Here is a 15,986-nt window from a genome sequence, read left to right as displayed (position 1 = left end):
CTTATCCTTTCAAAAGCATTTCAGCGGCAGCAATGGCGGCCTCGGCACCGGAGAAGTCCTTGCCCCCGCCCTGCGCCATATCCGGACGACCACCGCCGCCCTGACCGCCCACCGCGGGCACAGCGGCCTTGAGCACGTCGACGGCGGAGATTTTGCCGGTCAGATCGTCGGTCACGCCACAGGCGACTGCGACTTTGCCGTCTTCTTCGGCGATCAGAAGGATCACGCCGGAGCCGAGATTGTTTTTATGCGCGTCGATCAAGCCGCGCAGGTCTTTGCCGGAGACGCCCGAGAGCGCCTGCGCGAGGAATTTCACGCCGCCGATCTCTTTGGCTTCGACCCCGCCTTTGGCTCCGCCACCAAGCGCGATCTGTTGCTTGAGGTTGGCGACCTCCTGCTCCAGTTTCTTGCGCTCGTCCGCGAGCGCCTTGACGCGGTCCACCACCTCGGCGACCGGGGTTTTCAGCAGGGCCGCCACCTCAGCCGCGCGATGCGCCTCGGATTCGAGATGGGCAATCGCCGCCTGACCGGTCAGCGCCTCGATCCGGCGCACACCGGCAGAGGACGCGCTGTCGCCCAGCACCACGCAAACCCCGATGTCGCCGGTGCGTTTAACATGGGTGCCGCCGCAAAGTTCGAGCGAATAGGTCTGGCCATCCGTGCCCTTGCCGGTGTCCGCACGTCCCATGGAGACCACACGAACCTCGTCACCGTATTTCTCGCCGAAGAGCGCCTGCGCTCCAAGTGCACGGGCGTCATCCGGGGTCATGATCCGGGTTTCCACCGCAGTGTTCTGGCGGATGAAGGCATTCACGTCGCGCTCGACCTTGGCGATTTCCTCGGCGCTCAAGGCTTTGGCGTGCGAAAAGTCGAAGCGCAGACGATCCGGCGCATTCAGAGACCCGCGTTGGGCCACGTGATCGCCAAGCGTTTCGCGCAAGGCTTCGTGCAACAGGTGCGTCGCGGAGTGGTTGGCGCGAATGGCAGACCGGCGGGTGTGATCAACCTCGAGAGCCGCCGGTGCGCCGACTTTGATCTCACCGGTCTCGATGGTGGCGAAATGGATGAAGACGCCCGCGACCTTTTTCGTGTCGGTCACTTTGGCGATGGATTTTTCCACGCGGATCACGCCGGTGTCGCCAACCTGACCGCCAGACTCGCCATAGAACGGCGTCTGGTTAACCACGATTTGCACCGTGTCACCCTCTTTGACGCTGTCCACGCGCGCGCCGTCTTTAACGAGCGCAACGATCTCGCCCTCGGCCTTCTCGGTGTCATAGCCCAGGAATTCCGTGGTGCCTTTGTCTTCCGCGATGTCATACCAGACGCTCGCATCCGCCGCCTCGCCGGAGCCGGCCCAAGCCGCACGCGCCTTGGCTTTTTGCTCGGCCATGGCCGCGTCAAAGCCAGAGGTGTCGACCTCGACGCCCTTTTCGCGCAGCGCATCCTGGGTCAGATCGAGCGGGAAGCCGTAGGTATCGTAAAGCTTGAACGCCGCCTCGCCCGGAAGCTTTTCACCTTCGGGCAGGTCAACAAGTTCGTCTTCCAAAAGCTTCAACCCGCGATCCAGCGTCTGGATGAACCGGGTTTCTTCGAGCTTCAGCGTCTCTTCGATCATCGCCTGACCGATGCGCAGCTCTGGGTAGGCATCCCCCATCTGGCGCACTAGTTCCGGCACGAGCTTGTGCATGATCGGATCTTTCGCACCCAGAAGATGCGCATGACGCATGGCGCGGCGCATGATCCGGCGCAGCACATACCCGCGGCCTTCGTTGGACGGCATCACGCCATCCGCGATGAGGAAAGAGGTCGAGCGCAGGTGATCCGCGATCACACGGTGGTGGACGTTCTTGTCGCCATAAGGATCGACAGAGGTCGCATGCGCAGACGCCTCGATCAGCGACTTCATCATGTCGGTGTCGTAGTTGTCGTGCGAGCCCTGCAAAAGCGCCGAAATCCGCTCAAGCCCCATGCCGGTGTCGATCGACTGCATGTCGAGATCGACCATCGTGCCGTCGGCGAATTTCTCGTTCTGCATGAACACGAGGTTCCAGATCTCGATGAAACGGTCGCCATCCTCTTCCGGGCTGCCCGGAGGCCCCCCCCAGATGTGATCGCCGTGATCGTAGAAAATCTCGGTGCAGGGCCCGCAGGGGCCGGTGTCGCCCATCTGCCAGAAGTTGTCAGAAGTCGCGATACGAATGATCCGGTCTTCCGGCACGCCGACTTTCTTCCAGATCTCGAACGCCTCGTCATCGGTGTGATAGACGGTGGTGTAGAGCTTGTCCTTCGGAATGTCGAAATCCTTGGTGATCAGCTCCCAGGCAAAGGGGATCGCCTCATGTTTGAAGTAATCGCCAAAGGAAAAGTTGCCGAGCATCTCAAAGAACGTGTGGTGCCGCGCCGTGTAGCCGACATTATCCAAATCGTTGTGCTTACCGCCCGCGCGCACACATTTTTGCGCCGTGGTGGCCCGCACGTAATCGCGTTTTTCCACCCCGGTGAAGCAGTTCTTGAACTGCACCATCCCGGAGTTGGTGAACATGAGCGTCGGGTCATTGCGCGGCACGAGCGGCGAACTCGGCACGACGGTGTGACCGTTGCGCTCGAAATAGTTGAGGAAGGTGGAGCGGATATCGTTCACGCTGGGCATGGTGGGCGCGTCCTTACGGAAAATCTTGGCGTTCGGCATGGTTTACCCGCGCGCGCCCGTGCTGTCCATAAGCGCCAAACGGAAAAGGGCCGAAACCCTCATGGCTTCGGCCCTGAAATCCTAGGACGGTCGGACGAATTATTCGTCGTCGTCGATCATGTCATCATGCTCGAACCCGTCGCCCATGTCGAAATCGAGCCCGTGGGCGGCGCGGATCTTGTCCTCGATCTCCAGCGCGGTCTGCGGGTTGTCCTTGAGATAGCGTTTCGCATTCTCCCGGCCCTGCCCGATGCGCTCGTCGCCGTAAGAGAACCACGCGCCGGATTTATCGACCACGCCCGCCTTGACGCCGAGGTCCAAAAGCTCGCCGGTTTTCGAGATGCCTTCGCCATACATGATGTCGAATTCGACCTGTTTGAACGGCGGCGCGACCTTGTTTTTCACGATTTTCACGCGAGTCTCGTTGCCGACCACCTCGTCGCGGTCCTTGATCGCTCCGATGCGGCGGATGTCCATGCGCACGGAGGAGTAGAACTTCAGGGCGTTGCCGCCGGTGGTGGTTTCGGGCGAACCGAACATCACGCCGATTTTCATGCGGATCTGGTTGATGAAAATCACGGTGCATTTCGAGCGGCTGATCGAGCCGGTCAGCTTACGCATCGCCTGCGACATCAGACGGGCCTGAACCCCCACGGAGCTGTCGCCCATGTCGCCTTCAAGCTCGGATTTCGGCGTCAGAGCGGCCACCGAGTCGACCACGACCAGCGACACGGCCCCGGAGCGCACCAAGGTGTCGACGATCTCGAGCGCCTGCTCGCCGGTGTCGGGCTGGGAAATCAGCAGCTCGTCGAGGTCGACGCCGAGTTTCTTGGCATAGATCGGATCGAGCGCATGTTCGGCATCGACGAACGCGCAAACGCCGCCCTTTTTCTGTTCCTCGGCGACGCAATGCAGGGTCAGCGTGGTTTTCCCCGAGGATTCCGGGCCGTAGATCTCGACGATACGGCCTTTCGGAATGCCGCCGATGCCAAGCGCAATATCGAGCCCCAGAGAACCCGTGGAGGTCGCTTCGATCTCCTGCACCGGGTTGTCGGCGCCGAGTTTCATGATCGACCCTTTGCCGAATTGACGTTCGATCTGCGCCAGCGCGCTTTCGAGCGCCTTCTGCTTGTCCCCGTTCTGCTTGTCGTTCTTTGCCATGTTTTTTTCTACGTCTCTGGTCGCCGTTGCCATCTGTTCAATCCCTTATCTCACACCCGTCAAAAAGCGTCCATCGCGGAAACGTCGCGGGGCTGGGGACTGCTCTGAGCGGGGCCTTGTTCGCCTCTTGTTCTCACTTATCCTTATGAGCACAGAAAGAGAACATTTCAACTTAAATTTATGGAAATCACTTTGATCTGGAATCGGTTAACGACAGGTTATCAAAAGACCTGGGCGTGCAAAAATTATGCCCTTCCGGAAGGGCGCCCCCGAAACACCTTGAAAAGACATGATTTTCAGTGAAACTGTGCCTGCACCGTCGCGGTCAGTTCCGACAAGGAAAACGGTTTCGGCAGGAAGGTCGAATTCGGAATGCGCGATTGCTGTTCAGAGAAATGATCTTCCGCATAGCCGGAGACGAAGACCACCTTTACACCCGGACGGTGTTTCAGCGCCTCGGAGACCCAGCTCGGCCCGTCCATCCCCGGCATGATCACGTCGGACACGAAAACGTCGATATGCAGGCTCTCGTCCTCCAGCGTCTCGAGCGCCTCCTCGGCATTCTCAGCCTCGATCACCGTGTACCCACGCAATCGCAGCGCGCGGGAGGCAAAGGCCCGCACCGGCGCCTCGTCCTCCACCAGAAGGATCACGCCGGAGCCCCGCTCGGAGGTCGGATGCGCCTCCGCGACCGGCTTGTTCGCCGCCTCGACCACTGCCTCGGCCCGAGCCGTATGCGCCGGCAGGAAAATGGTGAAGGCCGTGCCGCTGCCCACCACGCTGTCGACGAAAATGAAACCGCCGGTCTGCTTGATGATGCCATAAGCGGTCGACAACCCAAGCCCAGTGCCTTCACCCGTCCGCTTCGTGGTGTAGAACGGTTCGAACACTTTTTGCAGCCGGTCCGGCGGGATGCCGACGCCCTGATCCGACACGGTCACCACGACATATTCCCCCGGCGGAATCGTCGCCCGGTCGCGGGTAAACGCGTCCCGGAGCACCTCGTTGCGGGTCTCGATCTTGATCTCGCCGCCCAACGGCATGGCGTCGCGGGCGTTAACCACAAGGTTCATGATCACCTGCTCGAGCTGGCGCTTGTCGACCCGGATCGGCAGGAGCCCGGCGTCATGGTCGAGCGACAGGCTGACCTTTTCGCCCACCAGACGGTTCAGAAGATGGGTCAGATCGGACAGCGTATCGCGCAGGTCGATCACCTCGGGCTTGAGCGTCTGCTTGCGCGAAAACGCCAGAAGCTGTCCGACCAGAGACGCGGCCCGGTTGGCGTTCTGATGAATCTGCACGAGATCGCCATAGTCCGGATCGGCCTTATCATGACGCAACAGCAACAGATCGCAATGCCCTGATATTGCAGTCAAAAGATTGTTGAAATCATGTGCTACACCACCCGCGAGCTGGCCGATGGCCTGCATCTTTTGCGATTGCACGAATTGCGCCTCGAGCGATTTCAACTCCGTCGCATCAGAGAGCACGGCGATCAGTTCGATCTGGTCCTTCTTGCCTTCTCCCTTGCCTTCGACGCGGTTGAGAGAAATTTGCAGGAAGGTATCGCTTTGCGGGCGCGAGGCCCGCACGAACTCGGGCTTGCGCGCCCGCCCCATGGCCACATCCGAGACCCAGTCCTGCACCGGTCGCCCCAGCCCCTCCACCAGATCGCCAAGACTCAGACGGTCATGCGACGGGATCGCCAGAAGCTCCCGCGCGGGGCGGTTGGATTGCAGGATACGCCCGTCCACTGCCACTTTCAAAAGTGCGACCGGCAACGCGTCCAAGGCCTCCCATGCGCCGAGACTCGGAGTCGTTTCCGGAAGGAAATACAATTCCTTACGTCCCGTTCCCGAGCGTTCGTATTGCGCGACGCGGGCATGGATCCGCCCCTCGACACCCGCCAGGACATGGACATCCCCCGGACGGATCGGCAAGTCGGTCACCACCCGGTCCAGCGCCTTTTCGCGGTGCCCGATCAGGCGCCGCATCGGTTCGTTCAGAAACAGCACCGTGTTGTTCTTCGACAGGGTGACCATCGGCAGGGAGATCGCGTCGCCATCGAACGCGCCACCGCGTTCGGCCATGTCCTCGAGCCGCCACAGGAAACCGCTTTCGCCAATCAGATGCACCGAGAGGCGCATATGACCGTGGCGCATCACCACGTCCTCGCGCGCCGCCCCTTTGGCCAGCGCCCGCGATTGCAGCCGGCTGAGCGTCGCGCCGGGGGCCGCAAAGACCTCTTCGAGGGCGTGGAGCAGCGTCTGGCCACCGCGCCCGCCGAACCGTTCGATCGCGGCCCGGTTTTCATAGCCGATCACCCCATTCAGATCGGTGGTGAAAGAGGGTGCGGCGTCATTGGCGACAAATTCGGCCAGCGCCATGTTGAGACGGTTGCGCGCCACATGCCGGCGGTGGTTGAGGACCCGCACCAGAAGTGCGGCCCAAAGCAATGCGGCGCCGCCACTGAACAGGATGAGACCGAGTTGCGGGACCGGCAGGATCAAGGCTCCGACACAAAGTGCCAGCCCGCCCAGAGCAAGCCCCATGCTGTAAGGTGCGATCCGTTCGGCCTGTTTCGACAATGGCCCTGCGGTCATGCTGGTGCTGAACACCTGTTCCCCTTTGCGTTTCTTTCCCGGGTGACGCGCCGAACCGGTTGCGCAATACGCAATCCAGAGCACTGTCCCACGGGATGTCCCCGATGTCTTGCCGATTTTGGCCCGATTTTGGCCGATCCTGACGGATCCTGGCCGAGTTTTGCGGTGATTTGGTTAACGGCTCTTTAATCGGCAGCACAAAACGAGGATAAAACGCGAATAACTATCGGTAAAGTTGTATCCGATAAGAATTTTACACGTCAGATAAAAAGTTGCGTTTTGCGTCAGTTCAGGCGGCGCAGAGTCGCGAAATAGAAACCGTCGCCGCCCTCCAGCGGGCTGATCTGCCTTTGACGGATCGGCTCGAATGCGGCATGACGCGCCAGAAACCCCGCGACCTGAGCTGCATTTTCCATCTCGAACAACGAACAGGTCGCATAGGCCAGCACGCCTCCCGGGCACACACGAGGGGCGACTTCCGCGAGAATCTCGGCCTGAAGTGCGACCAGCCGGTCGAGCCGGGCCTGGGTCAGAGCCCATTTGCCCTGCGGGCTGCGGGAAAACGCGCCGGAACCGGAACAGGGCACGTCGCAGAGCACCAGATCGTAGGCGGCGGCGAGATCGGCTTTGCGCGCGGTCTGAACCGTGATCCCCGCCCGGGAGGCGCGCGGGGCGATGTCCTGCATCCGCGCGGGGTCGACGTCATGCGCCGTGAGGTTCAGCGCGGCGCGCGCGCCCATGGCAAGGCTCTTGCCACCGCCCCCCGCGCAATAGTCCAGAACCGCCATGCCGTCTTCCAGAGGCAAGCCGTCGATGATCGCCTGCGAGCCTGCGTCCTGCAATTCCACGACGCCGGTGAGATAGGCCTGCGAGCGGGCAACGGCACGCGCACCACGGGTGACTTTCAGGGCGGTTTCGGAGAGCGGATGCGGCACCGCCTCGATGCCGTCGTCGGCCAGAAGTTCGAGCGCATAGCTCAGGGTGGATTTGCGGATATTGACGCGCAGGAAGACATCGGAACGCTGACGCAGGAGGGCGAGCGCGGCCTCTGCATCCGCGCCCAGCGTTTCATCATAGAGCGGCAAAAGCCAGTCGGGGCAATCGAGACGCACACCCCGCGGCGGCGCGTCGAGCGCCGGAGGGGCCGTGCGTTCCTCGTCGGTCAAAGGGCGCGGTGCGAAACGGTCGTCACAAAACAGCGTATCGGGATCGGCACCCTCTGCCCGGAGCGCGCCGATCATCAACTGACGCCCGGAGGGGCGCGCCTCGCCCGCCCCACCAAGCCAGCCATAGGACCGTTTGCAGCGCAACGCGTCGAAGACATGATCCCGGATCGCGGCGCGATCCTTGGACCCGGCGAACCGATGCCCGCGCGCCCAGTTGGTGAGCACGCGCTCGGCATTCTCACCGGCGAGCACATCGTCGAGACATTCGATGGCGGCGGACAGTCGGGCGGCAGGGGTCATTCAGGGCTCCGGTTGCGGATCGGACACGATCCCTCTCCCCAGACCTACACCGCCCCTGCCCGACAATCAACGCGCAGTCACAGGCCGCCTAACGGGCCAGAAGCTTGCCGATCAACCCGGCATCGAGCACCCGGTCGCCGCAATTCTCTTCGCCCGGCAAAGCTTTGCACATCTTGTAGAGCCCCTTGAGCGTGCGCGGTCCGGCATAGCCATCCTGCGCCCCGCCATAAAGCCCCTGGGCCTTGAGATCAGCCTGCAACATATAGATCGCGAGGTTCGGATTGGCCTTGTAGAGCTCCTTGCCAAACCAGTCGGTCATCAGGCCGGGAGTTTCCGCAACGGCCGCCTCGATCCTGGCCGCCATCTTCGGCAGATCCTGTTTCATGCGATGGGTCGCGGCCGCGATCGTCAGAGCGTATTGCGTCCGCTGCTCGGCACTCAACAGATCACCATGGGCCTCAAGCGATGCCAGAGCGCCTGCCGGGTCCTTGCGGATGTTGTAGCGATTGCCGTCGCGTTGCAGCGAAATCAGGTTCAGAAGAGCGGTGACATTGCCATCCTCCGCAGCGGTTTCCAGCTCGGCCAGAGCTTTCGGGCCGCTGGCTTCCATGGAAATCCCCCAGGTCGCACGCTGCGACTCGAGAACCGCGATGCGTTCCTCGCCCGCCGCCCGCGCCTTGTCGGCGAACCCGTCGAACTTGCCGCGCGAATCCGCTCCGAGATAGCCGTACATCGCCCCTTCCGCGAGCGTGACCCACGCCCCGCCCTCGCCCATCTCTCCGGCCCGGATGAGATCGGCCTCGGCGGTCCTCCAGTCCTTTTCGCTCCACATCAGCATCGCGCCATAGGCCGCAAGACCGGAGCCGTCCCCCGCGGCGGCAGCCTCTTCGAACAGCGCCTCGGCGCGTGTCCAGTCTTTCGCCAGAGGCTTGCCATAGAGATAGAATTCCCCGAGCGCGATCTTGGCCGGAACATCGCCCTGCGCCGCCGCACCTTCGAGCAGAGGCAGGCCACGCTCAATGTCCTGCGGCATGACCCAACCGCCGATCAACTGTTGCCCCAGCACCCGCATCGCACTGGCATCGCCCAAGGCCGCGGCGGCGCTCAGGAGGCGGTCGGCCTCGGCGAGATCCTTGGCCAGCGGCGTGCCCCAAAGATAGGCCTGCCCGAGCGTCGATTGCGCCTTGGCATCCCCCGCTTCGGCGGCATGTGTCAGCAAAAGCGTCGCGGCCTCGACATCCTGATCGACACCGCCATAGCCCCAGAGCAGCGCACTGCCGAGCTGCCGCGCCGCGACCATGTCGCCCGCCTCCGCGGCGGCCTTCAGAGCGGGAGCATCAAGATCCTGTGCCCCCCCGGCCAGCGGCAGAGCAAGACAGGCAAGGCTCACCGTCCCCCACAGCGTCCCCCAACGCGCGATTTTCCGAAGTCCCGAATGCAACATGTTCCCCTCCTCTTCCCAGGACCATGGGCGGAAAAGGCAATTCTGTCTCTCTCGCACAGAACGCATCTGACGCGCTTTCGACGGGCGAGTGAGTCCGGCACCATGGCCATGCTGATATTAGATCACAAAAGCGGCAGAATATCAATTTGCCACAGCGTCACGAAGCTGCGGTGCAGAAAATGAAAAAGCGCCACGGTTCATTCCGTGGCGCCTTGCAATCCTGTCGTCTCGAAGCCTCAACCGATGCGGTAGTTCGGGCTTTCACGGGTGATCTGTACGTCGTGGACGTGGCTTTCCTTGAGACCCGAGCCGGTGATCTTCACGAACTCGCAGTTTTTGCGCATCTCGGCCACGGTGGCGCAGCCGGTGTAGCCCATGGAGGCGCGGAGCCCCCCGACCATCTGATGCAGCACGGTCGCGACCGGGCCCTTATAGGGCACCTGCCCCTCGATGCCCTCGGGCACGAGCTTGTCGGAGGCCGCGTCTTTCTGGAAATAGCGATCCGCCGAGCCGCGCGCCATGGCGCCCAGCGACCCCATGCCACGGTAGGATTTGAAGGAGCGGCCCTGATAGAGGATCACCTCGCCCGGAGACTCGTCCGTGCCCGCAATCATCGAGCCGACCATGGCGACTGAGGCGCCCGCCGCGATGGCTTTCGAGAAATCGCCGGAGAATTTGATGCCGCCATCGGCGATGATCGGCACGTCGCCCGCCGCCTTGGCGCAATCCATGATGGCGGTGAGCTGCGGCACACCGACGCCCGCGACCATACGGGTCGTACAGATCGACCCCGGCCCGATGCCGACCTTGACCGCATCCGCACCCGCGTCGATCAGTGCCTTGGTCGCGGCACCCGTGGCGACGTTGCCCGCGATGATCTGAACCTTGTCACCGAAGATCTTTTTGGCCCGCGCCACCGCTTCAACCACGCCTACCGAATGGCCATGCGCCGTGTCGATGACGATGATGTCGACGCCCGCATCGACCAGCGCCTCGGAGCGCTCGAACCCCGCATCGCCCACGCCCGTCGCCGCCGCAACCCGCAGACGCCCAAGCGCGTCCTTGCTGGCCGAGGGGTTCAGCACGCTTTGCTCGGTGTCCTTGAGGGTCAGAAGGCCGGTGAGGCGGTTGTCCTTGTCGACGACCAGAAGTTTCTCGATCCGGCGCGCTTTCATCAGCGAGATCGCCTCGTCACGGTCGGCGGGTTCCTGAAGGATCGCGAGATTGTCCGAAGTCATCACCTGAGAGACCGGCGTGTCGTCCGAAGTGGCAAAGCGCATGTCGCGGTTGGTGACGATACCGACGATGCGACGATCCGCGTCGATCACCGGGAAGCCGGTGAAATTGTACTGGGCACAAAGGGCCTTGGCATCGGCGATGGTCTGGTTCGCGGTCAGCGTCACCGGATTGTAGACGATGCCGCTCTCGAACCGTTTGACCCGGCGCACTTCGATAGACTGCTGCTCGATGTTGAGGTTCTTGTGGATCACCCCGATGCCCCCGGCCTGCGCCATGGCGATAGCCATGCGGGCTTCGGTCACGGTGTCCATCGCCGACGACAAAAGCGGGATGTTCAGCTGAATGGATTTGGTGACATAGGTCCTGGTATCGGCTGTGGACGGCAGCACGGTAGATGCAGCCGGAACAAGCAATACGTCATCGAAGGTAAGCGCCTCGCGAATCTCCATCGGGTCTCTCCATGGGGGATACGGTTTGGCACGTCCCTATTGCACGGATACCCCACAATGGAAAGGGCGTTTTGTGGGTTTTACAGCGATGCCCCGCAAGATTTAGGGCCGCGCTCCCCTCGGAGGCAGCCCTTTTTCGAGGTTTTGGCAGCAAAGGAAACGTCAGACCGTCGCGGCGTTGGTGGCCTTGGACAGCTTGCCCCGCATCCAGATCTGCATGATCTTCGAGGCGATATAGACGATGATCAGCGTGGCCGCGACCAGTTCGAGCCCGCCGATCAGACGGAACGCGCCCGGCGAGACGGAAGCCACAGCAAACATCAGGTTGGCAAAGGCCGCGAGCGGAAAAGTGAAGGCGCCCCAGAGCGCGGAGAACCCTGCCTTGATCAGATAGGGCGTGCCGAGAATGCCGATCACCAGAAGGGTGATGGCGATCAGTCCAAAGCCCGCCGCGGCGGAATTATAGCCCAGCAGAACCGAGACGATGCCAAAGAGCGAGAGCGGCGCGATATGGATCGCCAGAAGCGGACGCAGCGGCGCGGGCACATCGGCCTTGAGCACCTGAAGCACGGAGATCAGCCAGATCGCCAGAGCGATCGGCAGGGTGGTCATATAGATGAACTGCGACAGGCCGATCCAGCCCAGCGGCACGGCGGAAAGCGGCGCGAGGATGTAACCGACGAAAGACAAATGCCATGCGGGAGTCACCCTGCGCTGCTCGGCAGGGCCAAGCGCGAAGGACCGCAGGATCAGCAGCGCCACGACGGTCAGCGCGATCAGCGAGAGCACCAGAACGGTTTTCGCCAGCCCCGTTGAGTAGGGCACGAGAGCGGCGGCAAAGAGAAAGCCGGTGTCGGCGCCCGCGGCAAGCCCCGCCCGCCCCGGCAGAATGCGCAAGTCCTCTGCGATCACCGAGGGGCGGCGCGCCATCTTGGCAACATAGGTCAGGAGCGCGAAGAGATAGAGCAGAGAAAAGGCGCCAAGGAGCATTTCCCCGATCCAGGCGGGGGCGCCGGGGATCACCTTGGCGGCGTTGCGCCAGGCCAGCCCGAGGCCCATCAGCCCCATGATCGGCGGAAAGATCGCCGGCGGCGTGGCGCGCCAGAGCCCCTGCGGCGGGGCGTTGAAGGGTTTCGGCATAATGCGCGGCGGGGTCTGGGACATGGGATCTGGCCTTCAAACATATATTTCGAAGGTTGAATATCACCCTGCCCGGCCCGTTGAAAGGATTTCATCGGGGCGCATCGTGGGGCGCGACGTCGCGGTGGCGCTGGCGCCCGGGGCCACGATACTCTATGGCTGGAGAAACGCGCACCCGAGGACTTTCCCATGCCCAATATGACCAAACCGCCCCTCCTTGCCGTTCTGATCGACGCCGACAACATCTCCGCGAAATATGCCGAGGCGATGTTCGAGGAAATCGCCACCCTCGGCGAGGCCAGCATCCGGCGGATTTACGGCGATTTCGCAGGCAGCGCGCCGCAGGGCTGGAACAAGGAAAAACTGGCGGCTCTGGCAATCGTCCCACATCAGCAATTCGCCAACACCACCGGCAAGAACGCCTCGGACATCGCCCTGGTGATTGATGCCATGGATATTCTGCATTCCGGACGGTTCGACGGATTCGTTCTGATTTCCTCGGACAGCGATTTCACCCGGCTCGCCAGTCGCATTCGCGAACAGGGGCTCGATGTCTTCGGCATGGGCATGCGCAAGACGCCAGGTGCATTCGTCAAGGCCTGCAAGCGTTTCATCTATGTCGAGAACCTCCTGCCGGAGGCGGTGAAACCCGTCACCAAGCCGCGCAAACCCGAAGAGGTCGCAGAGGTCAGCCCCGCCGCAGAAACGCCGCTTGAGGATCCCACCAAACTGGTGATCCGGGCCATGGATGCGATCAATTCGGACGATGAATGGGTGACTCTGGGACAAATCGGTCAGTATATCACCGCCGCCCAACCCGATTTCGATACCCGCAGCTATGGCAAGCGCAAGCTCAGCGAATTGATCACCTCTCTGAAACTGTTCGAAACCAGACGCGGCGAGGGCAACCAGATCATGGTGCGGCGGCTCGACTGATCTGCTTCCCTCGGTCTAGCGCAGGCCGCCTTGCGGCGACCTTTCGCGGTCGCTCTCACCCTTTCGGCCGCATCGACAGCCCGTCGGCGAAAAGATGCACCTTTTCCGGGGGCGCGGACAGCTTCACGGTCTGGCCCTTGAGCCCCGCGTGAATACCCGGCAGCTTGGCGATGATCGGATCGTTGCCACGCTCGGCGACGAAATAGAGCAACGTCACTTCACCCAGAGCCTCGACCACATCGACCACGCCGTCGAGGATCGCTTCGTCTTCCGCGAAATGCATGTCTTCGGGGCGCACGCCGATGTTGACGCGACGGCCCATGTCGGCCTCCACCGTCGGGATCGCGGAGGTGGCGATGCCCTCGCCGTCGAGTTTCACCCGGGTCATCGCGCCGGTCTCGATGATCTCGCCCGCCAGAAGGTTCATCGCCGGAGAGCCGATGAATTGCGCCACGAATTCGTTGTCCGGGCGCTCGTAGAGATCGAGCGGGCTACCGACCTGGGCGATACCTTTGTTCGCGAGCACCACGATGCGGTCGGCCAAGGTCATCGCCTCGACCTGATCGTGGGTCACATAGATCATCGTGCTCTCGGGCATGCTTTCCTTGAGCTGGGCAATCTCAAGCCGGGTGGCGACGCGGAGTGCGGCGTCGAGGTTGGAGAGCGGTTCGTCGAACAGGTACACTTTCGGGTCGCGCACAATGGCCCGACCGATGGCGACGCGTTGACGCTGACCGCCCGAAAGCGCCTTGGGCAGGCGGTCGAGGTAGTCTTCGAGCTGAAGGATATGGGCGGCGCGCATCACCGCCTCCTTGATCTCGGCCTTCGATTTCTTGGCGAGTTTGAGGGAGAAGGCCATGTTGTCGTAGACGGTCATATGCGGGTAGAGCGCATAGGACTGGAAGACCATGGCGATACCGCGTTGCGCGGGCGGCACGTCGTTGACCAGAACGCCGTCGATCTCGAGCGTGCCGCCGGAGATTTTCTCCAGCCCCGCGATCATCCGCAACAGCGTGGACTTGCCACAGCCCGACGGGCCGACAAAGACGATCAATTCCCCGGTCGCGATGTCGAGATTGATGTCCTTGAGGACTTCGACCTTACCGCCGTAGACCTTCGAGACATGTTCCAGTTTCAGATCGGCCATAACTCTCTCCCCTCGCGCTCTTATTCCTGTTCCGGGTCTTGTCCCGATGTCTCACGCAGCATCAGCGCCGGTTGCCACGGCCCCAGATGCAGCTTGCCGTCTTCCATCGGAGAGGCCGAATTCAATTCGCTGCCGACATGATGCCAGTTCCCCCCGGGCGCGTCGAGCGTTGCGGGCTGATCGGACAGATTGAAAACGCAGAGCAACTCTTCCTCCGCACTCTTGCGGGTGAAGGTCAGGCAGGCACCCTGCACCTTCATGTCGACCATCTCGCCACTTTTGAGCGCCGGATGGGCGTGACGGAAGGCAATCGCGCGACGGTAGTGATGCAGGATCGAGCCCGGGTCGTATTCGGACTGCGCCACGGACAGCGACAGGTGATCGGGGCTGACCGGCAACCAGGTGCGCGGCGCCTCGGAGAAGCCGCCGTGATGCTGGGTCTGATCCCAGACCATCGGCGTGCGACACCCGTCGCGGCCTTTGAACTCCGGCCAGAAGCGGATGCCATAAGGGTCTTGCAGATCCTCGAACGCAACATCCGCCTCGGTGAGGCCAAGCTCCTCGCCCTCATAGATACAGGTCGAGCCGCGCAGGCACATCATCAGCGTGGTAAAAGCACGCGCCCCCATCGGGTCGAGATGCCACCGCGACATGTGCCGCACCACGTCGTGGTTGGAATAGGCCCAGCAGGCCCAGCCGTCGGAAGCCACCTCGGCCACCTTGTCCATCACCTCCTTGACATAGCCGGGCGTCGGCGTGTCGCCGGACAACAGCTCGAAGGCGTAGCACATATGCATGAGGTCATCGCCACGGGTGTATTCGCCGAGGATTTCGAGGCCACGCTGATCGTCTCCGACTTCGCCCACCGCAGCCGCGTTGAACGGCTCCATCACCGCTCGCAGCTTGCGCAGGAACTCAAGGTTTTCCGGTCGGGATTTGTCGTAGATGTGATTTTGCCACGTGTAGGGGTTGACCGCCGGGGCGGTTTTGGCCTGACGCTCTGCGGCGGGCAACGGCGGGTTGTCGCGCAACTCCGCATCATGGGTGTAGAAGTTGATGGTATCAAGACGGAACCCGTCGACGCCACGTTGCAGCCAAAACCGCGCCACATCGAGAAGCGCCTCCTGCACCTCCGGTTCGTGGAAATTCAGATCGGGTTGCTCGACGAGGAAATTGTGCAGGTAATACTGCATCCGCCCGGCGTCCCATTGCCAACCGGAGCCGCCGAAGATCGACAGCCAGTTGTTCGGCGGCGTGCCGTCGGGTTTGGCATCGGCCCAGACATACCAGTTCGATTTGGCATTGTCCTTCGACGACCGGCTTTCCGCGAACCACGGATGTTGATCCGAGGTGTGCGACAGCACGAGGTCGATCATCACCTTGACCCCGAGGCTGTGTGCCGTGTCGATCACCGCGTCGAAATCGGCCAAAGTGCCGAACATCGGATCGACATCGCAATAGTCCGACACATCGTAGCCGAAATCCTTCATCGGCGAGGTGAAGAAAGGCGAAATCCAGATCGCATCGACACCGAGCGAGGCGATGTAGGGCAGACGGCTCACGATGCCCAAAAGATCGCCGACCCCGTCGCCGTTGCTGTCCTGAAACGAGCGCGGGTAGATCTGATAGATGACGGCGCCGCGCCACCAGTCCTTATCACGGGTGAACCCTTTGGGGGAGGAAGAGGATGCGTTCATGATTTTGCTCTT

General features: G+C 62.2%; 10 protein-coding genes. 1 reads left to right on the top strand and 9 read right to left on the bottom strand.

All coding sequences use genetic code 11. The features are described 5' to 3' along the window. Position 1: 1 nt before the first annotated feature. From alaS to NH195_RS06925, 7 genes are all read right to left on the bottom strand, one after another. Positions 2-2,653 (bottom strand): alanine--tRNA ligase, encoded by a 2,652-nt coding sequence (gene alaS / locus NH195_RS06955; RefSeq protein WP_066704931.1) that lies wholly within the window; start codon positions 2,651-2,653, stop codon positions 2-4. A gap of 138 nt (positions 2,654-2,791) precedes the next feature. Beyond that, on the bottom strand, positions 2,792-3,853 hold the full coding sequence (recA, locus tag NH195_RS06950) for a recombinase RecA (RefSeq protein ID WP_238379714.1): 1,062 nt from the start codon (positions 3,851-3,853) through the stop codon (positions 2,792-2,794). A 296-nt stretch (positions 3,854-4,149) separates the two neighbouring features. Beyond that, positions 4,150-6,456, bottom strand: a complete 2,307-nt coding sequence (locus tag NH195_RS06945; protein ID WP_066704926.1) for an ATP-binding protein — start codon at positions 6,454-6,456, stop codon at positions 4,150-4,152. Positions 6,457-6,740: 284 nt separating this feature from the next. Further along, positions 6,741-7,922 carry an RsmB/NOP family class I SAM-dependent RNA methyltransferase gene (locus tag NH195_RS06940; protein ID WP_066704924.1) on the bottom strand — a complete coding sequence of 394 codons (1,182 nt, stop codon included), beginning with the start codon at positions 7,920-7,922 and terminating at the stop codon, positions 6,741-6,743. 88 nt (positions 7,923-8,010) lie between these two features. Continuing rightward, positions 8,011-9,366 carry a tetratricopeptide repeat protein gene (locus tag NH195_RS06935; protein ID WP_066704922.1) on the bottom strand — a complete coding sequence of 452 codons (1,356 nt, stop codon included), beginning with the start codon at positions 9,364-9,366 and terminating at the stop codon, positions 8,011-8,013. A gap of 236 nt (positions 9,367-9,602) precedes the next feature. Further along, complete coding sequence (gene guaB, locus NH195_RS06930) at positions 9,603-11,054, bottom strand: IMP dehydrogenase (RefSeq protein ID WP_066704920.1); 1,452 nt, start codon at positions 11,052-11,054, stop codon at positions 9,603-9,605. Between the two features lie 162 nt (positions 11,055-11,216). After that, a complete protein-coding gene (locus NH195_RS06925; protein ID WP_066704918.1) occupies positions 11,217-12,218 on the bottom strand; it encodes a TDT family transporter in 1,002 nt (333 codons plus the stop codon). A gap of 165 nt (positions 12,219-12,383) precedes the next feature. Here NH195_RS06925 and NH195_RS06920 point away from each other — a divergent pair, with 165 nt between their 5' ends. After that, entirely contained in the window at positions 12,384-13,130 is a 747-nt protein-coding gene (locus NH195_RS06920) for an NYN domain-containing protein (protein WP_066704916.1), read from the top strand. 55 nt (positions 13,131-13,185) lie between these two features. Here NH195_RS06920 and NH195_RS06915 read toward each other — a convergent pair whose 3' ends face one another. Together NH195_RS06915 and NH195_RS06910 are read right to left on the bottom strand one after the other, a co-directional pair. After that, complete coding sequence (locus NH195_RS06915; RefSeq protein WP_066704914.1) at positions 13,186-14,277, bottom strand: ABC transporter ATP-binding protein; 1,092 nt, start codon at positions 14,275-14,277, stop codon at positions 13,186-13,188. Positions 14,278-14,297: 20 nt separating this feature from the next. Beyond that, complete coding sequence (locus NH195_RS06910; RefSeq protein WP_066704912.1) at positions 14,298-15,974, bottom strand: alpha-glucosidase; 1,677 nt, start codon at positions 15,972-15,974, stop codon at positions 14,298-14,300. Between the last annotated feature and the right edge of the window lie 12 nt (positions 15,975-15,986).

Origin of the sequence: Celeribacter ethanolicus, from assembly GCF_001550095.1 — a bacterium.
GTDB lineage: Bacteria > Pseudomonadota > Alphaproteobacteria > Rhodobacterales > Rhodobacteraceae > Celeribacter > Celeribacter ethanolicus.
This window is presented reverse-complemented; position numbering and strand designations above follow the sequence as displayed.

Bases quoted from the DNA above. Each gene is read 5' to 3' on its own strand.
- alaS (WP_066704931.1), bottom strand. From the start codon at position 2,653: ATGCCCAGCGTGAACGATATCCGCTCCACCTTCCTCAACTATTTCGAG.
- recA (WP_238379714.1), bottom strand. From the start codon at position 3,853: ATGGCAAAGAACGACAAGCAGAACGGGGACAAGCAGAAGGCGCTCGAA.
- NH195_RS06945 (WP_066704926.1), bottom strand. From the start codon at position 6,456: ATGACCGCAGGGCCATTGTCGAAACAGGCCGAACGGATCGCACCTTAC.
- NH195_RS06940 (WP_066704924.1), bottom strand. From the start codon at position 7,922: ATGACCCCTGCCGCCCGACTGTCCGCCGCCATCGAATGTCTCGACGAT.
- NH195_RS06935 (WP_066704922.1), bottom strand. From the start codon at position 9,366: ATGTTGCATTCGGGACTTCGGAAAATCGCGCGTTGGGGGACGCTGTGG.
- guaB (WP_066704920.1), bottom strand. From the start codon at position 11,054: ATGGAGATTCGCGAGGCGCTTACCTTCGATGACGTATTGCTTGTTCCG.
- NH195_RS06925 (WP_066704918.1), bottom strand. From the start codon at position 12,218: ATGTCCCAGACCCCGCCGCGCATTATGCCGAAACCCTTCAACGCCCCG.
- NH195_RS06920 (WP_066704916.1), top strand. From the start codon at position 12,384: ATGCCCAATATGACCAAACCGCCCCTCCTTGCCGTTCTGATCGACGCC.
- NH195_RS06915 (WP_066704914.1), bottom strand. From the start codon at position 14,277: ATGGCCGATCTGAAACTGGAACATGTCTCGAAGGTCTACGGCGGTAAG.
- NH195_RS06910 (WP_066704912.1), bottom strand. From the start codon at position 15,974: ATGAACGCATCCTCTTCCTCCCCCAAAGGGTTCACCCGTGATAAGGAC.